This window comes from Pseudofulvimonas gallinarii (assembly GCF_004343305.1).
Taxonomy (GTDB): Bacteria; Pseudomonadota; Gammaproteobacteria; order Xanthomonadales; family UBA2363; genus Pseudofulvimonas; species Pseudofulvimonas gallinarii.
Map to the genome: position 1 here is coordinate 1 of NZ_SMAF01000011.1, position 25,806 is coordinate 25,806.

A 25,806-nucleotide genomic window follows, 5' to 3' on the forward strand; every position below is an offset into this window, starting at 1 on the left:
CGAGCGCGAGGCGGCGACGATGACGGTCGAGGAGCGGTTGGTGTACCGGCAGCGCTGCGCCCGGCCGGTCCTGGACGCCTTGAAGACCTGGCTGGACGGACTGCAGCACACCGTCATGGGCCAAAGCGGCACCGCCAAGGCCCTGGCCTACACGCTGCGGCGCTGGGACGCGCTCGTGCGCTACGTCGACAACGGCGCCAGCCCCATCGACAACAACCTGGCCGAGAACGCCATCCGGCCGATCGCGCTGGGTCGCAAGAACTGGCTGTTCGCCGGCTCCGAACAGGCTGGCCGCCGGGCCGCCGCCATCATGAGCCTGCTCGCCACCGCCAAGGCTAACGGCATCGAGCCGCACGCCTGGCTGGAAAACACCCTGACGCATCTGCCAACCACCCTCAATCGCGACATCGACAGCTTACTGCCGCTGCGGCGCGATTGAATCCGGGGGTGGGGGTGTCCTTACCGGACGCTTACGTTCCTAGCAGGGGATAGGGCGCACGGGCGCCACTGTCCGGGCGCCGCCGTCTGCGCCGGATGGGCTGGCCCGCTTTGGCTGGGCTATGCTTCCGGATCAGGAGGGCAGGCCATGGAACTGACGTACTGTGGTGCCGCCGGCGTTGTCACCGGCTCGTGTCACCACCTTCGCATCGGGCGGCAGCAACTGCTGCTTGATTGCGGTCTTTTCCAGGGCGGCCGGGAAGAGGAGGCGCGCAACATCCAGCCTTTTCCGTTCGATCCGCGTGCCATCGACGCAGTGGTCCTAAGTCACGCACACCTGGATCACTGCGGCCGCCTTCCACTGCTGGTCAGGCGTGGTTTTGACGGGCCGATCTATTCCCATCCGGCTTCAATCGATCTTGTCCGCGTGCTGTTGAAGGATGCCGCCTACCTCGAGCAGGCCGACGTGGAGCGTGAGAACCGGAAGCGGGCGCGTCGGGGCGAGAAGCAGCTCAAACCGCTGTTTGACCTTGCCGACGTCGAAGCGGTGATGGCCCGAATGCGGCCGCTCCAGTTCAATGCGGCGGACGAAGTGCTCCCAGGGGTTGCCGCGACCTTGCTTCCCGCCGGGCACATCCTTGGCGCAGCGAGCGTCGTCCTGGACGTCCACGACGCTGGGCGCCGGAAGCGCGTCGTGTTCAGTGGCGACCTCGGGCCCAGCGACACGACGCTGCTACGGAATCCGGCGCCGCCGGACTCTGCGGATCTGGTGCTTCTGGAGAGCACCTATGGTGACCGGAACCACCGCTCGCGCAGCGAGACATTGCAGGAAATCGGCAGCGTTCTCGAAGCGGCATGGGAGGCTGGTGGGAATCTTCTGGTTCCCGCATTCGCGATCGGACGGACCCAGGAAGTCCTTGCGCTGTTCGCCTCGCACCGCCACGAATGGAATCTCGACCGCTGGAGGATCTTCGTCGACAGTCCCATGGCCATCCAGGCGACCGGGATTCACCTGCGCCACGCCGACCTGTTCAATGACGAGGCCCAGGCCTTCATGGCCGGTCGGAGCCTGCGCGAACTGCTTCCCAACCTTCACGAAACACCGGAAGCAGCCCAGTCGATGCAGCTCAACAACATTCGCCGTGGCGCGATCATCCTGGCGGGTGCGGGTATGTGCACCGGCGGGCGCATCCTCCATCATCTTCGCCACAACCTGTGGCGGTCGCAGACGCAGGTGATGATCATCGGCTACCAGAGCGAGGGTACGCTCGGCCGCCGCCTGGTCGATCGCGCCGAAGTCGTCCGCATCTACGGCGAGGACGTGCGCGTCCAGGCTGGCATTCATACGGTTGGCGGGCTGTCGGCCCATGCCGGCCAGGACGAACTCGTCAAGTGGTACGGCAGTATCGGCGGCCGTCCGCCCGTGCATCTGGTCCACGGGGAGAAACGGGGACGCGACGGTTTGGCTGCGCGTCTCAACCATGACTATGGCGTCATCGCCCGGATGCCTGGACACGGCGAGGTCATTACCCTCTGAGCGGCCGTGACGGATCGTGTGCATGCGGTCATGCAGGTAGAATGCGGCATCGCGCGGGCCTATAGCTCAATGGTCAGAGCAGGGGACTCATAATCCCTTGGTTCCAGGTTCGAGTCCTGGTGGGCCCACCACACGCTGCATCCCGGTCCGAAATCCGACGCCCGCTTTGCGACGGTTGCGGCCCGCAGTGCGTATGATTCAGGAAAGACTTCCGGAATGACGATGCGCCTGCTCCCTGTTCTCGCTTCGCTGCTCACCGTATTCCCCTCCGCGTCGCCCGCTTCCGATGGATTGCCGGGCGAGGGCATCAGCGCCGACAATCTTGCGCGGCACATCAGGACGCTTGCCTCCGACGAGTTCGAGGGCCGGGCGCCCGCCACCGCGGGCGAAGCAAAGACCGTCGATTACATCAGCGCCGAATTCCGCAAGGCCGGGCTGGTTCCGGCCGGCGACAACGGAACCTGGACCCAGCAGGTGACGCTGGTGCGAAGCGAAATCCAGGGCGAGGTGAATGCCTCGGTTACCGTGGACGGCAACAAGCGCCCGCTCGTGAAGGACGAGGACCTGGCCGTCGAGAGCCTGCATCCGGATCCGCGCGTAGACCTGCGCGACGTGCCGCTGGTCTTCGCCGGTTACGGCATCAGCGCGCCGGAACTGGACTGGGATGACTACGCCGGGCTGGACGTGCGCGACAAGGTGGTCGTGGTGTTGGTCAACGATCCGGACTTCGAGAGTGGCGTCGGCCGTTTCGGCGGCAAGGCGATGACCTACTACGGTCGATGGACCTACAAGTACGAGGAAGCGGCACGGCGCGGCGCAGCCGGTGCCCTGATCGTCCATGAGACCGCACCGGCTGCGTATCCGTGGGCGACGGTGCGCAACGGACGCAACGGCCCGCAGTTCGACATCGTCCGCGAGGATGCAGCGGGATACCACCTGCGCATGCGTGGCTGGATCCAGCGCACCGTCGCGGAGCGCCTGTTCGCGGATTCCGGCTTCGATTTCGAGACGGCCAGGCGCGCCGCGCAGCAAGCCGGGTTCAAGGGCCATGCGCTGGCTGGTGCGACGATCAGCATCGCCTTCGACGTGAAACACGACCAGGTCCGGACGCGCAACGTCGCCGGACTGCTGGCCGGCAGTCCGCAGGCGGAGCAGACCGTCATCGTTTCCGGTCACTGGGACAGTTTCGGCGTTACGCCGAATGCCGGACCGGATGGCGACGCCATCATCAACGGCGCCGTCGACAATGCGACCGCCATCGCCTCGATGATCGAACTGGCGCGCGTGTTCGCCAGCGACAAGCCGCCACGACGCAGCCTGCTGTTCCTTGCCCTTGCCGCCGAGGAGAGTGGGCTGCTCGGCGCCAGGTATTACGTCTCCCGCCCATTGCGTCCGCTGCCGACCACGGCGGCCGTCATCAACATGGAGATGTGGAGTCCCGATGGCCCAACGCGTGACATATCGTCGTGGGGACTGGGAAAGGTTTCGCTGGAGCGCAGCCTGGTCGAGGCCGCGGCACGGGATGGCCGCACCTGGTCGCCCGACGACAACCTCGAAGCCGGCCTGTTCTATCGCGCCGATCATTTCGCGTTTGCACAGGCCGGTGTGCCGGCGATCACGATCGGCCCCGGCATGGACATGCTCGAAGGCGGCATCAGCGCCGGCAAGGCGGCGCGTGCCGACTATTTCGAGAAGCGCTATCACCAGCCGGGTGACGAGTTCGACGACAGCTGGGACATGCGTGGTCCCGTGAGCGATACACAGACCGTCTATCGCCTCGTCCACGCCATCGCCAACAGTGGTGAATGGCCGCATTGGGACGAGGGCAGCGAATTCGCCGCGGAGCGGCGTCGCAGCGACGGCGAACGCCGGCAACCTGCAGCTGCGGGCGCCCCAGGCAGCGAGTGATGGCCATCAGGTGTCACCCGCCAACGACACGCGTACGAGATCACCGCGGTTCGCATTGAACCCTGGAGTGCGACGGCCCGCTCGGCCGCACAACGATGCGACGGTGGCCCGCGCCTCGAAGCCCGGATCAACGCCCGGGGTCAGGACGCCGGGAACGTTTGCGCAACCAGTTCCTCGAACGGCGTTGCGGGCGGCAGCGTGCCGAAGCATTGCCCATGCCCGCCGCCCAACCGTGAGTCGATGAAGGCACCTGCGACCCGGTCGCGTCCGCTGCGGATGAGCTGGACTGCCTGCAGTGCCTGGGCGATGCGCTCGGTCAGCAGGCGCGAACGCGTTTCGATGGTGTCGCCGTCGTCGATGGTGGTGGCGATCCATCGCACCGCCGAATCGAGGGCACGACTTTCTCCGGCAACGCTTTCCAGTTCGCGCAACAAGGCATCCCGCGTTTCCGGTTCGCGACGCAGGGCGCGCAGTACATCCAGGCACTGGATGTTGCCGCTGCCTTCCCAGATGGAATTCAGCGGTGCCTGGCGATAGAGCCGCGGCAGGATGTTCTCTTCGACATAGCCCAGGCCACCCAGGCATTCCTGCGCCTCGTTGACCATCGGCGGGCAGCGCTTGCAGACGTAGTACTTGCCTATCGCCGTGGCGATCCGCGCCAATGCCGCCTCCGCCGGGTCACGTTCGCCTGCGTCAATGGCGCGTGCCACCCGCATCGCCAGCACCATCGCCGCTTCCGACTCCAGCGACAGGTCGGCCAGCACGTTCGCCATCAGCGCATGCTCGACCAGCCGCTTGCCGAAGGCCATGCGCTGCCGCGCGTGGTGGATGGCCTGGACCAGCGCCTGGCGCATAATGCCGGCCGAACCGATCAGGCAGTCCTGCCGTGTGAGTGCGACCATTTCCAGGATCGTCGCCACGCCCCGGCCCTCCTCGCCGAGCAGCCAGGCGATGGTGCCGGTGAACTCCACCTCCGAGCTTGCGTTGCTCCAGTCGCCCAGCTTGTCCTTGAGACGCTGGATGCGGATGGCGTTGAGGGTGCCGTCGGGCAGGAAGCGCGGCAGCAGGAAACAGGACAGCCCGCCCTCCGCCTGCGCCAGCACCAGAAAGGCATCGCTCATGGGGGCGGAAAAGAAGAACTTGTGTCCCACCAGCTCATAGGCCTCGCCGGGACCGGGCGAGCCGACCGGGAACGCTCGCGTGCTGTTGCTGCGCACGTCCGACCCGCCCTGTTTTTCGGTCATGCCCATGCCGATCGTGTTGCCGGCCTTCGCATGCGCGGCGACGAAGCGGCCGTCGTATCGAGGCGCAGTGATGCGCGGCAACCATTCACGCGCGAGCGACGGCTGCTTGCGCAGCGCCGGCACGCAGGCGTAGGTCATCGTCAACGGGCAGTTGTTGCCCTGCTCGGGCTGCATGTGCAGGTACGCCAGTGCCGCGCGGGCGACATTCGCTCCCGGTGTACCGGCATGACGCCAGTAAAAATTGGGGATGCCATATTCCACACCCAGCTGCATGATGCGGTGCCAGGAGGGATGGAAGTCCACCCGGTCGATGCGGTGCCCATACCGGTCGAAGGGCCGGAAAACGGGCCGGTTGGCGTTGGCGTCCTCGCCCAGGTGCATCAACTCGCCACCGGCGACCGGCCCGAAGGCGGCCACCTGCTCACGGGCCCAGCCGGCCCCCTCGCGCTCCAGTGCCGCCTGCAGCGCGGGATCGGTAGCGAAGGCGTCGTAGTCGAGCAGGGGACTGGCCTGGTTTCCGACGGAATGGGTGAGGAATCGTTCGGCAATACGCATGGTTAAAGTCCGGTTGCACGGCATCCGTGGCGAAGATGGGGCGCATGACCGGAACGGTGGTGGTCTCGCCTCGCTGTCCATCATAGGCCGGCGCGGCCGCCCCTGGCCGTGCGTGGCGCCGTCGGCGCCGGCGCCCTTCCGCTGCCCGGGCCGGCTGACAGGCCGCGCGGCTGTGGTGGCGTTCCGGAACAGGCGCCTGATTGTCCGACCCGGCCCCGAGGCAAGGAGGCATATCGCGCACCCGCGGGATCGGTCTGGGCCAGAAGATCTGGCTGAGCGAAAAGATCTGGCGGTCATGCGCCTCCACGAGTCCCGCCCGCTTCCCGTGTCCGTTCCCGGCCGAAGATGCAGATTCTCGATGCTGCGAGTGGAGTGGAAGCCGGACCGGATCCACGTCGACGGTCCGGCGCTCGACCGATTCCTTTGCACGGGGGCGCTGACGGGTCCTGCGCCGCTCAGGCCTGCTAGACCCGGGCGCGCATCAGCCCGGGTCGCAGCTGCCGCGGCCAGTCGCGGTCGATGCCCACCTGGGCTGCGCAGCGGCTGCTTTCCAGTGAGTCGAAGTCAAGGCTGGCCTGGACCCAGGTGCCGACCGAACCGACGGTCGACGCCACGATGCCGTCGGCGGGCAGGCCCACGTCCATCGCCGCGTAGACGGCCGCTTCGCCGGTGTTGGTGTCCAGCGCCGGACTCCACGCCGCTTCGCCGGCAGTCACCGACTGGGCGACGAAACAGCGGTTTTCCAGGGCCCGGGCAAGGCAACCCGTGCGCACGCGCGTCGCGCCAGCGGCGGTGTCCGTGCAGCTGGGAACCAGCAGCAGGCGCGCGCCGGCTTCCCATTGCGCCCGGGCCAGCAGCGGGAACTCGATGTCGTAGCAGATGGCGATGCCCAGTCGCACACCGTCCACATCGAACACCTTGAGCGCATCGCCCGGTTCGATCACGGCGGTGCTTTTCTCGAAACCGGTCAGCTGCAGTTTGTCCTGCCAAAGATGCATGCCGGCGGACGTGAACAGGTCGGCACGGTTGCGGTATCGCCCATCGCCGGCGTCGAGCAGGAAAGTGCCGGCGACGAGCGTCGTTCCGGACTCCCGTGCCAGGTCCGAGAACAGCTGCAGCCAGTCGGCGCGGTAGCGCTGGATCGCCGCCAGCGATGCGTGCAGGTCGTTGCGCACGGCGTTGTCGAAGGTCGCCGCCAGCTCCAGCGACAGGTACTCCGGCAGCACCAGCAGCTGCGCACCGGCAGCGGCAGCCTGCAGGACTTCGCCGCGCACGCGGGCGGCGAATGCAGGGAAGTCACCGGGTTCGCCAACCCGCCATTTGGCGACGGCAACGCGGAGAATCATGGCGCGGCCTCCAGCGGGCGCAACCAGAAGGTCAGGTCGTGGCCGATGTCACCGCGGCCGAGCTCATTCCACGCCAGCTGCAGTGTCATGCCCTGCTGGCGGACGTAGCCGCGTTTCCGCCAGAACACCTCGTTGCCACGATAGGCCGCAGGCCGGCGAGGATCGTCGCCGGCGCGATCGACCGCCGCGAATGCGGTGACCGAGAAACCACCCAGCTCGCGGGCATGGGCTTCGCGATGGTCGAAGAACGCATGGCCGATGCCGCGACCGCGGTAGGCCGGCAGCAGGACCGACTCGCCGAAATAGAACACGCTTTCGACCGGCATGCCGCGCGCGAGGAAGGGCGCCTGGAACGCCGGCGTGTCCTCGGCCAGCGGGATGCCGGTGGAGGCGCCGATCACGCGGCCTTCAACGCAGGCGAGCACGCACACACTGCGCGGCGAAGCGGCATACGCGGCCAGATAGTCGCGCTCGTAATCCTCGTCGCCGTCGTACAGATAGGGCCAGTCGCGGAAGACGGTCATGCGCAGTCGCGCCACGTCGTCCAGGAACGGCAGCATCGTCGTGCCCGTGCAGCGACGGATGTCGATGGCGTTGCCTTGCTTCATGCCGCGTATTGGCGCTCTGTCGCCGGCAACGGGTGCAGGCGCATCGGCCGCAAGGCATCGCGTTGCTGCATCGCCTTGCTCCGCCCTTCAACAAGGGACCAACCGACGAATGGAAGAATATTCCGGGCCATGCCGTCAGTATCCCGTGCGGCCACCTGCCGGCAGCGACAGCTCCAGTCGGAAATCGTCGGGAGGTTCGACCCCGTGCAGATGTTCGACGAAGTAGTCCCACATGCGCTGCACATAGTAGGCATCGGTGCGGAAGAAGTTGTGATCGCGACCGGGCAGGTACATCAGGTCATAGCGGCGGTTGGCGCGGGTCAAGGCGTCGACCAGCTGCAACGCCAGTGCCGGGAAGGCGTTCTCGTCGAGGTCGCCGTAGGCCAGCAGCAGCTTGCCGCGCAGGTTGCCGGCCAGAGGCATCAGGTCCAGGCGGTCATACGGGGCCGGGACGGCATCATCGGCAGTCCGGAGCACCTGTGCGTTTCCGTAGTCGGGCGGGCCAAAGAACACGCTGGTCGGATAGAAGCCCTGGAAATTGTAGGGGCCGGCGGAAGACACGGCGACCTTGTAGAACTCCGGATGGGCAAGGATCGCCCGTGCGGAGCTGTAACCGCCAAAGGAATGGCCATAGGTGCCGACGCGCTCCAGGTCCATGAACGGATAGCGCTCCGCCAGTTGCCGCAGTCCGGCGATATGGTCGAGCAACTGCGGTTCGGCGAAGTTGCCGCCATAGCTGACGTCATTGAACGACTTCGACCGGCCCGGCGTGCCGCGCGCGTCGATGGTGACGACCACGAAGCCGAGCCGGGCGAGGCTGGCTCGCGAGACCGGATTCATTGCGGTCACCGCGCTGCTGAAGTCGGCAGGTGCATTGGTCACCTGCGGCCCGCCGTAGATCGCATCGATCACCGGATAGCGTCGCCCAGGCTGGCGGTCCGGCGGCAGATACACGGTTGCCCAGATCGGCGTGTGTCCATCGGCGGCCAGCAGGCGCACGCGCTCGGGTGGCTGCCAGCCGGCTGCGAAAACGGCGCTTGCGTCCGCGCGTTCCAGCACCGCGACCACGCGACCGCTGAGCGCATCGCGCAGCACGCTGACCGGCGGTTGCGCCACGGTCGAATGCGTATCGACCAGCCAGCGGCCGTCGGGCGACAGGGCAGAGCGCGACTGCGCCGTCGCGGTGTGTCCCGGTGCCAGCAGCGCGGTGGTGTGGACGGCTTCGGCATCACTCAGGCGGCGGGGCTCGCCCTCGTCGAGCGCGGCCCGGTGGAGTGCCGCGAGGTATGGATCGACATCGTCTTCGCTGCCACCCGAGGTGTAGTACACCGCGCGGCCCGCGACATCGACGTCGACCAGGTCGTAAACGCTGCGATCGCCGGAAGTCAACGCGCGCTTCAGCGCGCCCGTGCGCAGGTCGCGCAGCTCGAGCTGTCCCCAGTCGTTGCGCTGCGTGAACCAGATGAACTCGTCACTGCCGGAGAGCACGCGAATCGCCGGCGGCTGGTAGCGGAAGCTGCCGAAGTGCGCCGAGCCTTCGCCGCGCTCCGAGTGGACGATGCGCACCTTGCCCGATGCCAGCGACACCTCGTACAGCGCCTTGGCGCGATGGTCGATGCTGGCGGCCAGGCCGAAGAAGCGCTCTCCGTCGCCGCTCCAGTGGATGACCGGATAATAGGGCTGCAAGTCTTCCGGAAGCCCGGCCGTCACCACGCCCGCTGTGGCGACATGGATCACGAACAGTTGCGGTCGTGGTTGTTCGCGATCGCCGAGCAGCGCGATACGGGGCTGCCAGACCTTCGGTCGCAAGGTGCCTTCGCGCGGAACCGATTCGAGGAACGGGTAGGGTTCAACGGCGCGCTCGTCGTAACGGACGCCGACGATCATCGAGCCGTCGGTGGACCAGTACAGGCCGGCCGGTGGCTGTGCCGACGTGGCGCGCAGGTCGGCGATGCCCTGGTAGGAATTGCCCGGACGCGCACCGTAGGCGAAATGCGCCTCGCCATCGCGCGTCAGCGGACGGTCTTCGCCGCCTGGCGTATGCAGCCACAGGTTGTGCTCGCGGACAAACGCGCCGTGGCGGCGGTCAGGCGCCCACAACACGCCCGGCACGGGCGCCGGTCCCTGCCATTGGCAGGTGTTGTCGCCGGTTTCGCAGCGCAGCCGGCGACCGGCGAGTTCCAGCTCGACGAGGGTGTCGCCGCCGTCGGGTTCGATGCGTTGTACCGGCAGGATTGCCGGCAGTGAACCGGCGTCGGCACCCGCCTTGACGATGGCATCGCGAAGCCGGGCAGGATCGAAGGCCGTCCGCGATGAACCTGTCGCACTGTCGACGATGCGCCATTCGGGGCCATGGTCACCGTCGCGGCGGTACCAGAAGCTGTCGCCGTTTCCTATCCAGACCGGCAGCACGCGCTCATTGCGGATCTTGCCGGCAAGGTTGGCGTCGAGCACCGACTGCGCGGCGGCATAGTCCATCGGCGGCGTGACGCGGGCGGTGGTGTCCGCAAGCGCCTCGTGCCCGTCCGCTGCCAGCATCGCCGTGGCGAGGAGGACAGCCCTGGATGCATGGCCGATGCGGGTCCACGCCTTGGGGCCGGAAAACCCGGCCGGTCTGAGCGGCACCGGGCCGGACGGGGCGAAGGCGGAAGGGCAGGCGTCGGCTCGGCTCATCGATCTCGGACAGCGGCTGGAGTTGCCCGATTATTGACGACGGAGCCCGCCGGCGTCAGGTCGCTGCGGCGAACGCACGGTTTGACGTGGTCGATGCCGGCCTGTGGGCCATCGCGCCCTTGATGCGCGAAGCGCGCGGCGAAATGCGGGCGAGGGTGGCCGCGAAGGCCGGAACCGGCATGGGCCAAAGGGATTGCCGGCATCGGCCGGCGCCGACCTGCCGTCCGGCAAAGGACGGCAGGTGGTTTGCGGAGCGGTCAGGCCGCCTGGCGGCTGGCGCGCTTGCGATCGTTCTCGGTGAGCTGCTTCTTGCGCAGGCGGATCGACTTCGGCGTCACTTCGACCAGCTCGTCGTCGTCGATGAATTCCAGCGCCTGCTCCAGGCTCATGCGGACCGGCGGCGTCAGGTTCAACGCATCGTCCTTGCCGGCGGCACGGAAGTTGGTGAGCTGCTTGCTGCGCAGGGCATTGACGGTGAGGTCGTTGTCCTTGGCGTGGATGCCGACGATCTGGCCTTCATAGACCTCTTCGCCGGCGTCGATGAGCAGGCGGCCACGTTCCTGCATGGCGAACTGCGCATAGGCCGGCGAGGTGCCGGTGCCGTTGGAGATCATCACGCCGTTGATGCGCTGGCCGATCGCTCCGTCCACCTTCTGGCCGTAATGGTCGAAGACATGGAACAGCAGGCCGGTGCCGGCGGTCAGCGTGCGGAATTCGGTCTGGAAGCCGATCAGGCCACGCGCCGGGATGAGGTATTCCAGGCGCACGCGGCCGTTGCCGTCGGGCACCATGTTGCGCAGCTGGCCCTTGCGCAGGCCCAGGCGCTCCATCACCGCACCCTGGAAGTTTTCTTCGAGGTCGACCACGAGCTGTTCGTACGGCTCCTTGGTGACGCCATCCTCGACATGCAGGATGACTTCCGGACGCGACACCGCCAGTTCGAAGCCTTCGCGGCGCATGTTCTCGATCAGGATCGACAGGTGCAGTTCGCCACGGCCGGAAACCTTGAAAGTATCCGGATCCTCGGTGTCCTCGACGCGAAGGGCGACGTTGTGCATCAGCTCGCGGGTGAGGCGGTCGCGGATCTGGCGGCTGGTCAGGAACTTGCCTTCGCGGCCGGCGAACGGCGAGTTGTTGACCTTGAAGAACATGGAAATGGTCGGCTCGTCGACCGTCATCGCCGGCAGCGCTTCCGGCGCGTCCGGATGACACAGGGTGTCGGAAATGCCCAGCGTTTCCAGGCCGTTGATGGCGATGATGTCGCCGGCCTGCGCTTCTTCCACTTCGGTGCGCTCGAGGCCCATGAAGCCGAGCACCTGCAACAGGCGGCCCTGACGGCGCTTGCCTTCGCGGTCGATGACGATGACCGGCGAGTTCGGACGGATGCGGCCGCGCTGCACGCGACCGATGCCGATGACGCCGACATAGCTGTTGTAGTCGAGCTGGCTGATGCGCATCTGGAACGGACCGTCCGGATCGACGCTCGGCGACGCGACATGCTTCACGATCGCCTCGAACAGCGGCGTCATGTCGCCTTCGCGGATGTCGGGGTTGTCGCCGGCATAACCGTTCAGGCCGGAGGCGTAGACGACCGGGAAGTCCAGCTGCTCGTTGGTGGCGCCGAGCTTGTCGAACAGGTCGAACGTGGCGTCCAGCACCCAGTCGGGGCGCGCGCCGGGACGGTCGATCTTGTTGATGACGACGATCGGCTTGAAGCCCATCTGGAACGCCTTCTGGGTCACGAAGCGCGTCTGCGGCATCGGGCCGTCGAAGGCGTCGACGAGGATCAGCACCGAATCCACCATGCTCAGCACGCGCTCGACTTCACCGCCGAAGTCGGCGTGGCCCGGCGTGTCGACGATATTGATCCGGTACTTCTCGCCTTCCGGCGACGTCCAGCGGATCGCGGTGTTCTTGGCGAGGATCGTGATGCCACGCTCGCGTTCGATATCGCCGCTGTCCATCACGCGGTCCGGTACGGCCGCGCGTTCGGACAAGGTGCCCGACTGCTTCAGCAACTGGTCGACAAGGGTGGTCTTGCCATGGTCGACGTGGGCGACGATGGCGATGTTGCGAAGGTTCTGGATGCTCATTTGGGCGCGACCGGACGGTCGTCTGAAGGCGGGACAGCTAGGCAGTATAACGGGTTCCGGACCATTGCTGCGGCACAGCATCAAGGGAAAGCCCCGCCGTTCAGGCGCGCCGGCGCCCGCCGGGCCGGCGTTCGACGCCGGCGCCGGAAGGACGCGACGCCGTCAGCGCGCGGACTGGCACTCCGCTGGCAGGAGACGGGACGGCACGGTGGTGGCGACAGCCGGCTCGACCGTCTCGCCCAACGGGGTCGCGCCTTGCGGTGGCAGGGCCAGGCCACACACATAGCCGGGCTTGCCATCGGCCATGCGATACGGAACCAACGCCACCTGCACGTCACGCAGCCCGGCCGGGGCGGCCTCGTCGAAGCGGATGAAGATCATGCCGTTCGGCTCGACCTGCACCTTCGAGTCGCCAATTTGGCCAGCAAGATGGAGCTGGCCCGCCAGCGCCTGTTCCCCGGGCCACCGGCCGTCATCGGCATGGTGCCGGATGATCGCCTGCTGCAGCAGGCGCGTGGCCGCGACGGCCTGGACCAGTCGGGAGCGCATGACATAGTCCTGGTACGACGGTATGGCGATGGCCGCCAGGATGGAGACGACAACGATGCTGCCGTAGGCGCCGGGACCGGACATCAGGCCATCCAGGGGCGTGTGCTGGTAGTTCAGGTCGATGCCTGCGCGGTTGGGGCCGGCGACCAGCTGCATGCCGGCGCCGGTGCGGGCGGGCAGCCCCAGTTGCCGGGCGGTGGGCAGCGCGAACAGGTCGACGGGACTGTTCGTGACGTCGCCCAGCAGCGCCAGGAGACCCAGGTAGTGCCGGTACACGGCGCGCGGCGCGCCTTCGACGCGCGTCGAAGCCGATGCCAGCGCCTGGCTGCGGTCATCGCCGTGGCGTTCGCGCAGCCAGGCGTCGATGGGCTGGCTGGCCTTCAATGCGATGCGGTCGATCAGCGGCTGCGGCACCGGGCTGTGGACCAGCCAGTCGCCGTCCTCGATCCAGTACAGGTGCATGGGCTGTCGACGCCACCAGGCCAGCAACGCCGCGCCGGGTGTGTCGCCGGATGGCGCCGACGCGGCTGCCGGCGCGCGCAGGAGGAGGTGATGGATGTCGACACCCTCCACGGTTCGAACGGTGTATTCGGAGCCCAGTGCGGTGAGCCGGTCGATGTTGGCCTTCAGCGCATCGCGGTTGCGCAGGCGCACGGCGCTGAAGCCACCGGCGTCGTCGTCGAACAGCAGCACCTCGCTGCCGTAGGGCGCCAGCCATTCGCGCAGGGACAGGCCGGTTTCCTGGCGGGTTTCATTCTCGATCGCCTCCCAGCGCTGCAGGGCCGGCGCGCCGAAATCCTCGCCGACCGCAACGAGGATGCGCTCGATGTCGGCGGCATCCGGAATCGCCAGCGTGACGACGCTGGTCGGTTCACCCGCGCTTGCCAGCTCGAACCGGCGCGGCGCTGCCGGCAGGTAGCGCATCCAGGCCGGGTCATCCAGTTGAACGCGCAGGCCCAGCCGGCCATGCCCACCGACGCCACCCCAGCCGAAGGCGAAGGCGCCCGTTCGTTCGACCAGGTGCCCCAGCCACCGGTTGTCTGGCGCCAGGCTGGCGAGAAGATAGGGCTTCACCGATGGCGCGTCGATCCACAGCAGCAGTCCCTGGCCACCGGCATCGATTTCCTGCTCCAGCGCGTGCATTGCGTGCGGGCGCGGACCTTCATCGCGAGCCTCGTCGAGCAGCGTCTGCAGCCGCGTCCGCGAGGCGCCCATGCCGGCGAGCAGATCAAGACGGCCCGACGCCCCGTCGAAATGCGCCGCAGCCGTCGCGCCGTTCGTCGCGGTCGCCACGGCGAAGCCGTCGGCACCGAAGCGCAGCGAGGGAAACCCGGCGTTCTCCAGCACGCTGTCCAGCAGCGCCGATACCGCGGCGGGGTCCTTGCCTTCAAATGCCGTGCTGACCAGGGCCAGCGCCGCTGCGGAAGCGACCTTGCCGGACGCGACGAATGCGATCTCGACCGGCGCCTGCACGCTGCTCAGCACCTTCAGTACACGGTCGGTGGTGTCGCTGCCGAGGAAGCTGGCGGTGACGGCGTTGCCGGCCACGGCCTGGCGCAGCTGGCCGATGACCTTGTCGTGCGCCGGATTGGCGTACATCGCGTCGGCGCCGCGCTGGTTCGGCGCCGACAGCAGGCCCCACAGGCTGGGCAGTCGCAGGTAGGCGATCGTGTCGCCGGGAAGGTGCTGCCGCAGCCAGGGTGGCGATGCGAAACTGACGGCCTGCGTGCCCGCCGTCGCAACGGTTGGCCCCTCCGGTTGACCGGCACGCTGGCCACATCCGGCCACGAACGACAATGCGCTCGCGGCAGCGAGCAGAAGGAACCTGGAGAGGGTCGGCATGGCGCTGCTTCCTGTGCTGGGGTTCGGGTGCGCAGGCCGCCGGCAGATGCGCTCTGTCATACTGTGCGACCGGAAACCTGTCCACATTCTAGCGGAGTGCCCATGTCCGACCTGATCGCCACTTTCAACACCAGCCGCGGCCCGATCCGCGTCCGCCTGTTCGCCGACAAGACGCCGGTGACCGTCGCCAGCTTCGTCAACCTTGTGAAGCGCGGCTACTACAACGGCCTGAACTTCCACCGCGTGATCGCCGACTTCATGATCCAGGGCGGCTGCCCCAACGGCACCGGCACCGGCGGCCCGGGTTACGAGTTCGAGGACGAGGTCAATACCGGCCTGCGCCACGACAAGCCGGGCGTGCTGTCGATGGCGAACCGCGGTCCGCGCACGAACGGCTCGCAGTTCTTCATCACCCACGTCGCCACGCCGTGGCTGGACGGCAAACACACCGTCTTCGGCGAGGTGCTGGGTGCCGAGGACCAGGCGGTGGTGGATGCCGTCCGCCAGGGCGACGGCCTGGAATCGATCACGCTGGAAGGCGATGCCGACGCCGTCCTGGCCGCCCAGGCCGACCGCGTGGCGACCTGGAACGCCGCCCTCGACCGCGCCCGCTGATACCGGCGCCGCTTCGCCCGGCCGCCACGGCCGGGCCGGAGTGACGGGTTTCCTGGCGGCGGTGTTCCGCCCCGGAAACCCGGCCGTTCATCGCGCAGCAGTCGGCCATGTTGCGCTGCGTGATACCATGCTGCCCCTCCGCACCACCCTTGCCTGAGGTCCAGCATGCTGAAGCTCGCTGCGCGCGTGGGTCGCGCCAAGCCCAGTGCCATCATGGTCGTCGCCGAGAAGGCGAAGGCGCTGAAGGCCGCCGGCCGCGATGTGATCAATTTCTCCATCGGCGTGCCGAATTTCCTGCCGGGTCCCCACGTTTACGACGCGGTGCGCAATGCGCTGGACAGCGACAGCGGCCAGTACGGCTCCAACCGTGGCCGTGACGACCTGCTCGACGCCTTCCTCGCGCACATGGCCGCGATCGGCATGGATGGCTACACGCGCGCCAACTGCGCCGTGGCCGTCGGCGCCAAGCACATCCTCTACAACCTGTTCGAGGCGATGCTTGACGAGGGCGACACCATCGCCTTCGCGACGCCGTACTGGACCAGCTACCTGGACATCGCCGAGATCGTCGGCGCGAAGACGCTGCTGCTGCCGTGTCCGCCGGAACAGGACTACAAGCTGACCCCCGAACAGCTGGACGCTGCGCTGGCGCAGAAGCCGCGCGTGTTCCTGTTCAACAACCCGTCCAACCCGACGGGCATGGTCTATGGCCGTGACGAGATCGCCGCGCTGGCGAAGGTGCTGGTGAAGCACCCGGAGACCTGGGTCATCACCGACGACATCTACAACCGCATGGTGTTCGACGGCCTGGGCTACCACAATTTTGTCAACGCCGAACCGTCGCTGCGCGACCGCGTCGTGTTCGTCGATTCGCTGTCCAAGACTTACGGCATGCCCGGCTGGCGCGTCGGCCTGATGGCCGGTCCGGAAGTCGTCGCGAAGGCCGTGGTGACGCTGAACTCGAACCACATCACCAACATCCCCGAAGTGGTCACCGCCGCCGCCGTGGCCGCACTGTCGGGCCCGCAGGATGTGCCGACGGCCAAGTGCTCGGAATTCCAGGGCAAGCGCGACCAGGTCATCGAGGCGCTGCAGGCGATCCCCGGCATCGTCTGCCCGCGTCCCCAGGGCGCGTTCTACGTGTTCCCGGACATCTCCGTCGCCTTCGGCAAGCGCCACGGCGAAACGCTGATCGGCAACGACGTCGATTTCTGCGCCGCGCTGCTGGAGGCCAAGGCCGTCGCCTGCGTGCCGGGCAGCGCCTTCGGCGAGCCGCGCGCGCTGCGCATCAGTTACACCTGCCCGACCGCGCAGCTGGCCGAAGGCCTCAAGCGCATCCAGGCATTTTTCGCCGAGCTGGCCTGATCCCGCCGGCGCCACCGCAGCGCTGCCGCGGCACCGTCGACAGCCGTTGACGATGACCGCGGTCCGGTGCGGTTTCCCCGTCCGCAACCACTGCTACCCGCCCATCCCAAGAGACCGCCATGAAGACTCCAGTTCGCGTTGCCGTCACCGGCGCCGCCGGCCAGATCGGTTATTCCCTGCTGTTCCGCATCGCTTCCGGTGAAATGCTGGGCAAGGACCAGCCGGTCATCCTGCAGCTGCTGGAGCTGCCGATGGAGAAGGCCCAGGCTGCGCTGCGTGGCGTGATGATGGAACTGGAGGACTGCGCGTTCCCGCTGCTGGCGGGCATGGTCGGTACCGATGATGCGGACGTCGCCTTCAAGGACGCCGACATCGCCCTGCTGGTCGGCGCGCGTCCGCGCGGGCCGGGCATGGAACGCAGCGACCTGCTGATGGAAAACGCCAAGATCTTCACCGCCCAGGGCGCGGCGCTGAACCGCGTCGCCTCGCGCGACGTGAAGGTGCTGGTGGTCGGCAATCCGGCCAACACCAACGCCTACATCGCCATGAAGTCGGCGCCGGACCTGCCGGCGAAGAACTTCACCGCCATGCTGCGCCTGGACCACAACCGCGCGCTGAGCCAGCTGGCGAACAAGGCCAATGTGGCCGTCGGCGACATCGAGAACCTGGTGGTCTGGGGCAACCACAGCCCGACCATGTACCCGGATTACCGCTTCGCCACCGTCAAGGGCGAGTCGCTGAAGGACCGCATCAACGACGCGGCCTGGAACAAGGACGAGTTCATCCCCAAGGTCGGCAAGCGCGGCGCCGCGATCATCGAGGCGCGCGGCCTGTCCTCGGCCGCTTCGGCTGCCAATGCCGCCATCGACCACATCCGCGACTGGGTGCTGGGCAGCAACGGCAAGTGGGTGACCATGGGCATTCCGTCGGACGGCAGCTACGGCATTCCGGAAGGCGTGATGTTCGGCTTCCCGGTCACCACCGCCAATGGCGAATACACCATGGTCCGTGACCTGCCGATCGATGCCTTCAGCCGCTCGGCCATCGACGTCACCCTGGCCGAACTCGAAGAGGAACGCGCCGCCGTCGCCCACCTGCTGGGCTGATCGCGCCTCCCGTGCCGCGGCGGACCTGCGGCTTGCGCCGCGTGCGCCGCCTTGCGGTCATCTGCACACGCAGCCGGGTGCGCCCGGCTGCTGCGGAGGAGGCGGACGGAAGCGGAAACGGACCGTGTCCGCCTGCATCAGGCCACCTGCTCCAACGAACGCCGGCATCTTGCCGGCGTTCGTGTTTTCAGCGCCGGAGCGTGGCGTGATCCGCAGGGCCAGGCCGCCGATGCCGCCGGGCCCCAGGACACGCCGATCGGCAGGCACGGAACGTGATCGTTGCCTACTTCATTCTGCGTTCGAGCAGGTAGTAGCCGAGGTTGCCCAGGCCGGTCGCGCCCAGCAGCAGGGCAATCGCACCCGGCGACACGCGGTCGGCGGTCACCAGCCACTCCACCAGTCCGAAACCGGCCGCCAGCGCCACCAGCACACAACCCCAGTGCAGCGAGGTCAGGCGTCGACGGGTGGCTTCGCCTTCCAGCAGCGAACGCACCAGTTCCTCCGAACCGCGCGACTCGATGATGCGGCGACGCGTATAGGCCTCGACCACGGTCTTGATGGACCAGGCGACGCAGACGAACAAGGTGATGGGAATGAGGATCTCGAAATGCATGGCGTGGGGCTCCGTGGCCGAGGATGAAAGGTTCGCGGAAGGAGAGACGTCGGGCGGACGTCCGGTTGCACCAGAGGCCAAGGGTGCTCGGTATCAGGGGCCGCGGCTCCCGGTGGTGCGAACTCCGTGACGCCAGGACGGTGCGACCCGTGGCACGGCGCCGCCATGGCAGGGCAGGGCACCCGGCGCGGCAACGCCAGAAGCGGCCGGGCCCGGCGGTCCTCGGTATTCCTTTCGACCGGATTTGCAACCGGTCGGCCGTCGGGCGTATCCCTATGCCGGATGACCGACGCCAGCGCGCCCGACCGGAACACCCTTGACGCCGACCGCGCACTGGTCGCAGCCGTGCTGGAACGGCGTCCGGGTGCTTTCGAACGACTGGTGCGCGAGTACCAGCGGCTGTGCTGGCATATCGTCGACCGCATGGTCCGGCACCCCGAGGACACGCGCGAGCTGTGCCAGGAGGTGTTCCTGCGCATCCATCGCACGCTGCACCAGTACCGCGGCGAGAGCGCGCTGAAATCCTGGATAGCGCAGGTCGCCTTCTCGGTGGCGACGCGGCATCTCGAACGCAAGCGCCTGCCGCTGGTCGACAACGATGGCGATGAGGGCGAGCCGTCGCTGGCCGAGCGCGCTGGCAGCGGCTTCGACCTGGAATCCAGTGTCGCCGGCGAGCAGATCAACGCCTGCCTGCACGCTGCCATCGACACGCTGCCGCCGCTGCAGCGCACACTGCTGGCGCTCTACCATCTTGAGGAAATGCCGATCAGCGAGATCGCAGGGCTTACTGGTCTGGCGGAAGGCACCATCAAGAGCCACCTGTTCCGCAGCCGCAAACGGCTGCGTGACCTGCTGGAATCACGCATAGGAGTACCGACATGAGCGTGACCGAAAAGACCCCGTTCGACGAAGCCGAGTGGCAGGCGCAGGAACGCGCGCTGCGCGACCCATCCGCACGCGACATCGACCCGCGCGACGTTTCCTATCGCCGTGTCGCCAACGCTCTGCGCTCCAGTCCCCGCAGTGAGCCGCCCGCCGACTTCGCCGCCGATGTCGCCAAGCGTGTTGCGCGCCATGAAGCCGGCATCGAGCCACTGCTGTCGCGGATCCTGCTGGCGGCGTTCGTCGTGATTTCGGCAATCCTCCTTGCGATCTACGGAAGCGCGGCGTGGCAAGCCCTGGGTCAGGGCATGGCTGGCGGCGGATCCGGTTGGGTGCTGGCAGGCGCAGGGTGTGTGGCGCTGTCCTGGATCGCCAGCCGGGGGCTCGGATGGGTCGTGGGTGCTGGCGGTCGAACGCGCGTGGCTTGACTGGGACGCCGTCATATTGAGTGAGGCCGAAGTTGTCCAGCTGGAGCGGGAGCATGATTTCTCACCAACCAGTCGGGTGGAGATGGCGGCCTTGCACGACACGAGGCTTGCCGACATCGAAGATCTTCTGCTCCAGGATGCGTCACCGCGGGAGCTCTGGGCGACGACTCGCATCGAGCGATTGCTGCGCCGTGCGCTGGCGGCAGAATTGGAGAAGATGGCCCGAGGCGCCTACACGGTCAATCAGGAAGCCGTGACGGGCGACGAGAAAGAATCCGATATCCGCCTGGCCTCTAGCGCGGCACATCTTGAGGCGGTGATCGAGCTCAAGATCGGCGAAAACGGCTACTCCTACTCCGATCTGCGGGATGCGCTCCATACGCAGCTGGTGGGAAAGTACATGGCGCCGGAACACCGGCGGGTAGGCTGCCTGCTGATATCGATCGCGTCCCATCGAAAAACCTGGATGGATCCCAATAACCGAAGCTGGATAGATTTCGAAGAGGTGATAGCCCGTTTGGACGCCGAAGCGAAGGTATTGGCGGCCAGCCTTGGGTATGGGGTATTTGTTGCCGTCAGGGGCCTCGATCTGCGTACCAGAAAGACGACGTAGTGCCACTGAGTCAATTGTGTTAGATGTCCGCTTCGGGTCGAAAGCGGACACAGCCTTTGAGGTTGGGGGGCTATTCCTCCAGCGGCATGCGGGTCTGGTAGAACTCGACCAGTCGCGATACGGCTTCCGGATCGACGTTGGCCAGGCCGACGATCACGATGCCCAGCGTGGGGACGATGCGCAGTTCGGCGTTCATGCCCTGGGCGCCGCCACCGTGGCCGTAGATGAGCAGGCCTTCTTCTTCCGCGACGGCGAAGCCGAAACCGTAGCGCGGGATCTGCGGTCGCGTCGCCTCGGCCAGCAGTGCCGGTGACAGCAGCGTGCCGGCCTGCAGGGCGCGCGCGAACTTGAGCAGGTCGCCGGCCGTGCTGTAACCGCCGCCGGCCGCGGTGCCTCGCCAGGGCAGGGTGTCGGCGGCATCGGTCCAGGCGGCGCTGTCATCGGCGCGCGTATAGCCGACGGCGCGGCGCGGGACCGCTTCGGTTTCCGGCAGCGAGCCGCTGTCGCGCATGCCGGCCGGCGCAAAGATGTGCTGGTCGATGTAGTCGTAGTACGACTGGCCGCTGACGCGCTCGATCACTGCGCCGAGCAGGACGAAGCCGTAGTTGCTGTAGCGCGGCCTGGTTCCCGGCGGTGCATCCGGACCGCGTGCGCCGTACAGGCGCAGGTAGTCGTCATGCGACTTCAGGGTCAGGCGATGCGCGTCGAATTCGGGGCCGAAGATGTCGCCGGTTCCGCCGGTATGGGTGAGCAGCTGGCGCACGGTGACCTTGGCGATTTCGGCGTTCGGATAGTCGGGCAAGTGCGTGCCGATGGCGTCGTCCAGCGACAGCTTTTCCGCCTGCACCAGTTGCAGCGTGGCGACCGCGGTGAACATCTTGTTCATCGAGCCGATCCGGAACCGGGTGGCGAGGGTGTTGGCGATGCCGGCCTCGCGATCGGCCAGTCCCCAGGCGCGCTGCAGCAGGACGTCGTCACCACGCGCGACCAGCAGCACGCCGGCGAAGGCATCGTCGGCGGCCATCCGGTCCGCGCGTTCCACCAGCGAGGCGAGGGCGGCGTCCTTGTCCAGCCGGGGAATGCGCAGGTCGGCGGGACGCTCGACCATTTCCACGCCGAGCGTCATCGCGGCATCTTCATCCAGTGACACCCGGATGCGTGCGACGGTATCCGAGTCGCGTTCCTGCACCAGTGCCTGCGCCGAACCGGCCTCGGCCGGCTCATGGCGAAGCAGCGAGAAGCCGCCCGTGCGCCGGTGGAAGTCGAGCATGCCGTCGACATCCATGTCCGGCTGGTAGCGGTCGCGGAAGGCTTCCAGTTGTGCGCGATCGTTGGCATTGAAGGCGGCGAGCCAGGCGTCCAGCGCCTGCCGCGCCGGATCGGTCGTCGATGCGTTGCCGCTCGCAGAGGGTTCGACGGCCGGGGCGACGTGCGCGCTGTTTGACCTGGCGTCGCCACGGGAAATCGTGGCCGAGGCTGACTGCGCCTGCGTGATCGGCGACAGGCAGAGCAACGGCAGGCAATGGCACAACAGCAATGCGAGGTGTCTTTTCATGGCGTTTCCAGGTCAAGTGGCCGGGACGGGTGTCCAGGTCCTGCCCAGGGGATACCGGCAGCGCGTCGCCGGTTGCACCGACCTGCAGGGCAGCGCCTCGCGACTGGGTGTGTGCGGTGTTGGCAGCGCAGGGCTTGAGCTGTTCGCCGTCCCGCAAGCGACGCATCGACGGAGGCCCACGGCGTCATCGCAGGGCGCCGGCGCGCTGCGTACGCCGTTTCCACGGCGCAGCGGCCGCGATGTCAACGCGGAAGTGGTCTAGGGTGTGTGACCGCGATCCGCCGCCGGACCGGGTTCGACGCCGCTGTAGCGCGCACGCGGGCGGATCAGCTGGCCCATCGACTGTTGTTCCATCGCGTGCGCCAGCCAGCCGGCGAGGCGGCCGGCGGCGAACATCGCCAGCGCGTGTGCGGCGGGCAACGCGTGTACATGGCACAGGGCGGCGAGCATGAAGTCGATGTTGGGGCGCAGGCCGCTGGCGTGCCACGCCGCGTCGACCAGCGTGTCCATCGCACGCACGGCCGGCTGATCGCCGCGCTGCTCGCGCAGCAGTGCCAGCAGCGTCAGCCCGCGCGGATCGCCTTCCGGATACAGCGCATGGCCGAAGCCGGGCAGGTCGTCGCCGCGTTTCCAGCGCTCGTCGATGTGCGCGGCGGGCGAGGGCGTGTCCAGCGCATCGCGGATCAGTGCATACGCGCGCGCGGTGGCGCCGCCGTGGCGCGGTCCGGAGATCGCCGCCAGCCCGGCGCAGACGGTGGCATGCAGGGGCGCACCGGTGGAGGCGACGACGCGTGCCGCGAATGCCGAGACATTGAGTTCGTGGTCGGCACACAGCACCAGTGCCGCACGCACCAGCGCGGCGAAGGCGCGGTCACGCGGCTTCCAGCAGCGCGCCAGCTGTTCGTGCACCGGCGTGACCTGCGGCGCCCGCCCGATCAGCAGGGCGGCGTTCTGGCGCAGCAGCAGGGCGGCGATCTCGCGTCGTACGCCGGTCGCTGCGCTGTGCGACTGCGGCAGTGTCAACGCCAGCAGTGGAATCGCCGCCAGTGCACGTTCCAGTGGTGGCAACGACGCATTGCCCGCCACCGGCTGCACGCTCGCCGGCCAGGCCGTGTCCACGTCGCGTGCGAAGGGATCGTCATCGCCACAGTCCCAGAGCAGGCGGGCGGCGTCTTCCAGCGTGGCGCCGTCGCGTGCCAGTGCCAGCGCCGAACGGCCGCGGTAATACGGGCCGTCGGGCCGGATCAGGCTGATGCGCGTCTCCATGACCGGCAGCCCGCGATCCAGGCTCTGCGCCGCGCCGCGCGCCGCGCCGCGGCCGGCGCGCTTGCGCTGCAGCAGCTTGTCGACGTCGAGGCGGCGGTAGACGCGACTGCGGTGGTCGGCCCCGGGACGCGACTGCAGCAGGCCGCGACTGACGTAGGCGTACAGTGTCGCGGCACTGATGCCGAGCAGCGCGCAGGCTTCATTCGCGGAGATGAATTCGTCCTTCATGCAGACATATTGATTGATTGCATCAAGATTGATCAACCCATGCCTGGCTGGCACAGTGGCAGCCACCTGGGGCCGTCAGCGCCGGATGGTCGGCGCACCGCACAGGACAGGAGCGCAATGCCATGACCCAAGTTTCCGCCGGTGCCCGTTTCCGCGCCGCACTCGCCGCCGAGTCGCCGCTGCAGGTGATCGGGGCCATCAATGCCAACCATGCCCTGCTTGCGCAACGCGCCGGCTACAAGGCGATCTACCTGTCCGGTGGTGGCGTCGCCGCCGGCTCGCTGGGCCTGCCGGACCTCGGCATCAGCACGCTCGAGGACGTACTGATCGACACGCGCCGCATCACCGATGTCTGCGACCTGCCGCTGCTGGTGGACATCGACACCGGCTTCGGTCCCAGCGCCTTCAATATCGAGCGCACCGTCAAGAGCCTGATCAAGGCCGGCGCCGCCGCCTGCCACATCGAGGACCAGGTCGGTGCCAAGCGCTGCGGCCATCGTCCCGGCAAGGAGATCGTGTCGCAGGGCGAGATGGTCGATCGCGTCAAGGCCGCCGCCGACGCGAAGACCGATGCCGCGTTCTTCCTGATCGCGCGCACCGATGCCATCGCCGTCGACGGCGTCGATGCCGCCATCGAGCGCGCCGTCGCCTGCGTCGAGGCGGGCGCCGACGGCATCTTCGCCGAAGCCGCCTATGACCTGGACACCTATCGCCGCTTCGTCGATGCGGTGAAGGTGCCGGTGCTGGCGAACATCACCGAGTTCGGCAAGACACCGCTGTTCAGCCGCGACGAGCTCGCCTCCGCCGGCGTCGCCATCCAGCTGTTCCCGCTGTCCGCCTTCCGCGCCGCCAACAAGGCCGCCGAAGCCGTGTACGAGGCCGTGCGCCGCGACGGTCACCAGAAGGCGGTGCTGGACAGCATGCAGACCCGCGAGGAACTGTACGATCGCATCGGCTACCACGCCTTCGAGCAGCGCCTGGACGCGCTCTTCGCCCGCAAGGGCTGATCGCCACGACTTCAACCCGGCGCCGGAGCCGCGCATGCGCGCCGGCGTCGATCCGGACCTGATCCGCCCACCCAGTCGGGAACGACCATGACCACCGAAACCTCCGCACCCGCCTTCAAGCCCAAGAAATCCGTGGCCCTGAGTGGCACCGCTGCCGGCAACACGGCGCTGTGTACCGTCGGCCGCACCGGCAACGACCTCGCCTATCGCGGCTACGACATCCTCGACCTGGCGACGACCAGCGAGTTCGAGGAAATCGCCTACCTGCTGGTACACGGCAAGCTGCCCAACCGCGCCGAGCTGGCCGCCTACAAGGCCAAGCTGAAGTCGCTGCGCGGATTGCCGGCCGCGGTCAAGACCGCGCTGGAGCAGCTGCCGCCGTCGGCGCACCCGATGGACGTCATGCGCACCGGCGTGTCGGTGCTCGGCTGCATCAAGCCCGAGAAGGACGACCACAACCATCCGGGTGCCCGCGACATCGCCGACAAGCTGATGGCGTCGCTGGGATCGATGCTGCTGTACTGGTACCACTTCGCCTACAACGGCAAGCGCATCGAAGTGGAAACCGATGACGACTCCATTGGCGGCCACTTCCTGCACCTGCTGCACGGCGAGCAGCCGCGCGACAGCTGGGTGCGGGCGATGCACACCTCGCTGATCCTGTACGCCGAGCACGAGTTCAACGCGTCCACGTTCACCTGCCGCGTCATCGCCGGCACCGGCAGCGACATGTATTCCTGCATCGCCGGCGGCATCGGCGCGCTGCGTGGCCCCAAGCACGGCGGCGCCAACGAGGTCGCGTTCGAAGTGCAGAAGCGCTACGAGACGCCGGACGAGGCCGAGGCCGACATCAGGGCGCGTGTCGAGCGCAAGGAAGTGGTGATCGGCTTCGGCCACCCGGTCTACACGGTGTCCGACCCGCGCAACAAGGTCATCAAGCAGGTGGCGAAGGAGCTGTCCGAAGAAGCCGGCAGCATGAAGATGTACGACATCGCCGAGCGCCTGGAGACGGTGATGTGGGATATCAAGAAGATGTTCCCGAACCTCGACTGGTTCAGCGCCGTCAGCTACCACATGATGGGCGTGCCCACCGACATGTTCACGCCGCTGTTCGTGATGGCGCGCACCGCAGGCTGGAGCGCGCACATCATCGAGCAGCGCATCGACGGCAAGATCATCCGCCCGAGCGCCAACTACACCGGTCCGGAAGACCAGGCCTTCGTGCCGATCGACCAGCGTCCCTGATCGCCTGCGCGTCGCGCGCCACGCCTTGACCCGGCGCGCGCGACGCGCTCATTGCCCCGGTGCCGGCCGCTCGCGAACGAGCGCCGGCAA

20 protein-coding genes and 1 tRNA gene are annotated in these 25,806 nt (G+C 67.6%); 12 read left to right on the forward strand and 9 right to left on the reverse strand.

Annotated features, from left to right (window positions below; all coding sequences use genetic code 11):
- The 4 genes from EDC25_RS08680 to EDC25_RS08695 all read left to right on the forward strand — a co-directional run.
- Positions 1-439: IS66 family transposase (locus EDC25_RS08680; protein ID WP_132577420.1), on the forward strand; the 439-nt coding region annotated here is incomplete at its 5' end.
- Between the two features lie 147 nt (positions 440-586).
- On the forward strand, positions 587-1,975 hold the full coding sequence (locus EDC25_RS08685) for an MBL fold metallo-hydrolase RNA specificity domain-containing protein (RefSeq protein WP_132577421.1): 1,389 nt from the start codon (positions 587-589) through the stop codon (positions 1,973-1,975).
- A gap of 55 nt (positions 1,976-2,030) precedes the next feature.
- Positions 2,031-2,106 (forward strand) — tRNA-Ile (locus EDC25_RS08690).
- A 91-nt stretch (positions 2,107-2,197) separates the two neighbouring features.
- Entirely contained in the window at positions 2,198-3,883 is a 1,686-nt protein-coding gene (locus tag EDC25_RS08695) for a M28 family peptidase (RefSeq protein WP_123521546.1), read from the forward strand.
- Between the two features lie 140 nt (positions 3,884-4,023).
- On the opposite strand, the gene EDC25_RS08700 is transcribed toward EDC25_RS08695, so the two are convergent.
- From EDC25_RS08700 to EDC25_RS08725, 6 genes are all read right to left on the reverse strand, one after another.
- On the reverse strand, positions 4,024-5,682 hold the full coding sequence (locus EDC25_RS08700) for an isovaleryl-CoA dehydrogenase (protein WP_132577422.1): 1,659 nt from the start codon (positions 5,680-5,682) through the stop codon (positions 4,024-4,026).
- Between the two features lie 464 nt (positions 5,683-6,146).
- Positions 6,147-7,028 carry a carbon-nitrogen hydrolase family protein gene (locus EDC25_RS08705; RefSeq protein WP_123521541.1) on the reverse strand — a complete coding sequence of 294 codons (882 nt, stop codon included), beginning with the start codon at positions 7,026-7,028 and terminating at the stop codon, positions 6,147-6,149.
- Positions 7,025-7,636, reverse strand: coding sequence for a GNAT family N-acetyltransferase (locus EDC25_RS08710; RefSeq protein ID WP_123521540.1), 612 nt, complete (start codon positions 7,634-7,636; stop codon positions 7,025-7,027). The genes EDC25_RS08705 and EDC25_RS08710 overlap by 4 nt, the downstream gene beginning before the upstream one ends.
- 135 nt (positions 7,637-7,771) lie before the next feature.
- Positions 7,772-10,309 carry a S9 family peptidase gene (locus EDC25_RS08715; protein WP_123521539.1) on the reverse strand — a complete coding sequence of 846 codons (2,538 nt, stop codon included), beginning with the start codon at positions 10,307-10,309 and terminating at the stop codon, positions 7,772-7,774.
- 257 nt (positions 10,310-10,566) lie between these two features.
- A complete protein-coding gene (gene typA / locus EDC25_RS08720; RefSeq protein WP_123521538.1) occupies positions 10,567-12,402 on the reverse strand; it encodes a translational GTPase TypA in 1,836 nt (611 codons plus the stop codon).
- A 162-nt stretch (positions 12,403-12,564) separates the two neighbouring features.
- On the reverse strand, positions 12,565-14,793 hold the full coding sequence (locus EDC25_RS08725; protein ID WP_132577423.1) for a hypothetical protein: 2,229 nt from the start codon (positions 14,791-14,793) through the stop codon (positions 12,565-12,567).
- Positions 14,794-14,895: 102 nt separating this feature from the next.
- Between EDC25_RS08725 and EDC25_RS08730 the strand changes: the two genes are divergently transcribed.
- From EDC25_RS08730 to EDC25_RS08740, 3 genes are all read left to right on the forward strand, one after another.
- The gene (locus tag EDC25_RS08730) at positions 14,896-15,408 is read left to right on the forward strand and encodes a peptidylprolyl isomerase (protein WP_123521536.1); all 513 of its coding nucleotides are present in this window, start codon (positions 14,896-14,898) and stop codon (positions 15,406-15,408) included.
- A gap of 165 nt (positions 15,409-15,573) precedes the next feature.
- On the forward strand, positions 15,574-16,773 hold the full coding sequence (locus EDC25_RS08735) for an aminotransferase class I/II-fold pyridoxal phosphate-dependent enzyme (RefSeq protein ID WP_123521535.1): 1,200 nt from the start codon (positions 15,574-15,576) through the stop codon (positions 16,771-16,773).
- A gap of 119 nt (positions 16,774-16,892) precedes the next feature.
- Positions 16,893-17,879, forward strand: coding sequence for a malate dehydrogenase (locus tag EDC25_RS08740; protein WP_123521534.1), 987 nt, complete (start codon positions 16,893-16,895; stop codon positions 17,877-17,879).
- Positions 17,880-18,162: 283 nt separating this feature from the next.
- On the opposite strand, the gene EDC25_RS08745 is transcribed toward EDC25_RS08740, so the two are convergent.
- Positions 18,163-18,492, reverse strand: a complete 330-nt coding sequence (locus EDC25_RS08745; RefSeq protein ID WP_123521532.1) for a hypothetical protein — start codon at positions 18,490-18,492, stop codon at positions 18,163-18,165.
- Positions 18,493-18,774: 282 nt separating this feature from the next.
- On the opposite strand from EDC25_RS08745, the gene EDC25_RS08750 reads away from it, so the two are divergent.
- Genes EDC25_RS08750 through EDC25_RS08760 form a run of 3 tightly spaced genes read left to right on the forward strand, consistent with a single transcriptional unit; the run spans position 18,775 to position 20,415 of the window.
- Entirely contained in the window at positions 18,775-19,374 is a 600-nt protein-coding gene (locus tag EDC25_RS08750; RefSeq protein WP_123521531.1) for an RNA polymerase sigma factor, read from the forward strand.
- Entirely contained in the window at positions 19,371-19,802 is a 432-nt protein-coding gene (locus EDC25_RS08755) for a hypothetical protein (RefSeq protein WP_123521530.1), read from the forward strand. The genes EDC25_RS08750 and EDC25_RS08755 overlap by 4 nt, the downstream gene beginning before the upstream one ends.
- Positions 19,774-20,415, forward strand: coding sequence for a hypothetical protein (locus tag EDC25_RS08760; RefSeq protein ID WP_123521529.1), 642 nt, complete (start codon positions 19,774-19,776; stop codon positions 20,413-20,415). The genes EDC25_RS08755 and EDC25_RS08760 overlap by 29 nt, the downstream gene beginning before the upstream one ends.
- A 70-nt stretch (positions 20,416-20,485) precedes the next feature.
- Here the strand turns inward: EDC25_RS08760 and EDC25_RS08765 are convergent, their stop codons facing one another.
- The gene (locus EDC25_RS08765; protein WP_123521528.1) at positions 20,486-21,970 is read right to left on the reverse strand and encodes a serine hydrolase domain-containing protein; all 1,485 of its coding nucleotides are present in this window, start codon (positions 21,968-21,970) and stop codon (positions 20,486-20,488) included.
- 258 nt (positions 21,971-22,228) lie between these two features.
- Positions 22,229-23,464 carry a citrate synthase family protein gene (locus EDC25_RS08770; protein ID WP_123521526.1) on the reverse strand — a complete coding sequence of 412 codons (1,236 nt, stop codon included), beginning with the start codon at positions 23,462-23,464 and terminating at the stop codon, positions 22,229-22,231.
- 122 nt (positions 23,465-23,586) lie between these two features.
- Between EDC25_RS08770 and prpB the strand changes: the two genes are divergently transcribed.
- Both prpB and prpC read left to right on the forward strand, forming a co-directional pair.
- Positions 23,587-24,471 carry a methylisocitrate lyase gene (prpB, locus tag EDC25_RS08775; RefSeq protein ID WP_123521525.1) on the forward strand — a complete coding sequence of 295 codons (885 nt, stop codon included), beginning with the start codon at positions 23,587-23,589 and terminating at the stop codon, positions 24,469-24,471.
- An 87-nt stretch (positions 24,472-24,558) separates the two neighbouring features.
- Entirely contained in the window at positions 24,559-25,716 is a 1,158-nt protein-coding gene (gene prpC, locus EDC25_RS08780) for a bifunctional 2-methylcitrate synthase/citrate synthase (RefSeq protein ID WP_123521524.1), read from the forward strand.
- Positions 25,717-25,806: the final 90 nt, after the last annotated feature.

Bases quoted from the DNA above. Each gene is read 5' to 3' on its own strand.
- EDC25_RS08685 (WP_132577421.1), top strand. From the start codon at position 587: ATGGAACTGACGTACTGTGGTGCCGCCGGCGTTGTCACCGGCTCGTGT.
- EDC25_RS08695 (WP_123521546.1), top strand. From the start codon at position 2,198: ATGCGCCTGCTCCCTGTTCTCGCTTCGCTGCTCACCGTATTCCCCTCC.
- EDC25_RS08700 (WP_132577422.1), bottom strand. From the start codon at position 5,682: ATGCGTATTGCCGAACGATTCCTCACCCATTCCGTCGGAAACCAGGCC.
- EDC25_RS08705 (WP_123521541.1), bottom strand. From the start codon at position 7,028: ATGATTCTCCGCGTTGCCGTCGCCAAATGGCGGGTTGGCGAACCCGGT.
- EDC25_RS08710 (WP_123521540.1), bottom strand. From the start codon at position 7,636: ATGAAGCAAGGCAACGCCATCGACATCCGTCGCTGCACGGGCACGACG.
- EDC25_RS08715 (WP_123521539.1), bottom strand. From the start codon at position 10,309: ATGAGCCGAGCCGACGCCTGCCCTTCCGCCTTCGCCCCGTCCGGCCCG.
- typA (WP_123521538.1), bottom strand. From the start codon at position 12,402: ATGAGCATCCAGAACCTTCGCAACATCGCCATCGTCGCCCACGTCGAC.
- EDC25_RS08725 (WP_132577423.1), bottom strand. From the start codon at position 14,793: ATGCCGACCCTCTCCAGGTTCCTTCTGCTCGCTGCCGCGAGCGCATTG.
- EDC25_RS08730 (WP_123521536.1), top strand. From the start codon at position 14,896: ATGTCCGACCTGATCGCCACTTTCAACACCAGCCGCGGCCCGATCCGC.
- EDC25_RS08735 (WP_123521535.1), top strand. From the start codon at position 15,574: ATGCTGAAGCTCGCTGCGCGCGTGGGTCGCGCCAAGCCCAGTGCCATC.
- EDC25_RS08740 (WP_123521534.1), top strand. From the start codon at position 16,893: ATGAAGACTCCAGTTCGCGTTGCCGTCACCGGCGCCGCCGGCCAGATC.
- EDC25_RS08745 (WP_123521532.1), bottom strand. From the start codon at position 18,492: ATGCATTTCGAGATCCTCATTCCCATCACCTTGTTCGTCTGCGTCGCC.
- EDC25_RS08750 (WP_123521531.1), top strand. From the start codon at position 18,775: ATGACCGACGCCAGCGCGCCCGACCGGAACACCCTTGACGCCGACCGC.
- EDC25_RS08755 (WP_123521530.1), top strand. From the start codon at position 19,371: ATGAGCGTGACCGAAAAGACCCCGTTCGACGAAGCCGAGTGGCAGGCG.
- EDC25_RS08765 (WP_123521528.1), bottom strand. From the start codon at position 21,970: ATGAAAAGACACCTCGCATTGCTGTTGTGCCATTGCCTGCCGTTGCTC.
- EDC25_RS08770 (WP_123521526.1), bottom strand. From the start codon at position 23,464: ATGAAGGACGAATTCATCTCCGCGAATGAAGCCTGCGCGCTGCTCGGC.
- prpB (WP_123521525.1), top strand. From the start codon at position 23,587: ATGACCCAAGTTTCCGCCGGTGCCCGTTTCCGCGCCGCACTCGCCGCC.
- prpC (WP_123521524.1), top strand. From the start codon at position 24,559: ATGACCACCGAAACCTCCGCACCCGCCTTCAAGCCCAAGAAATCCGTG.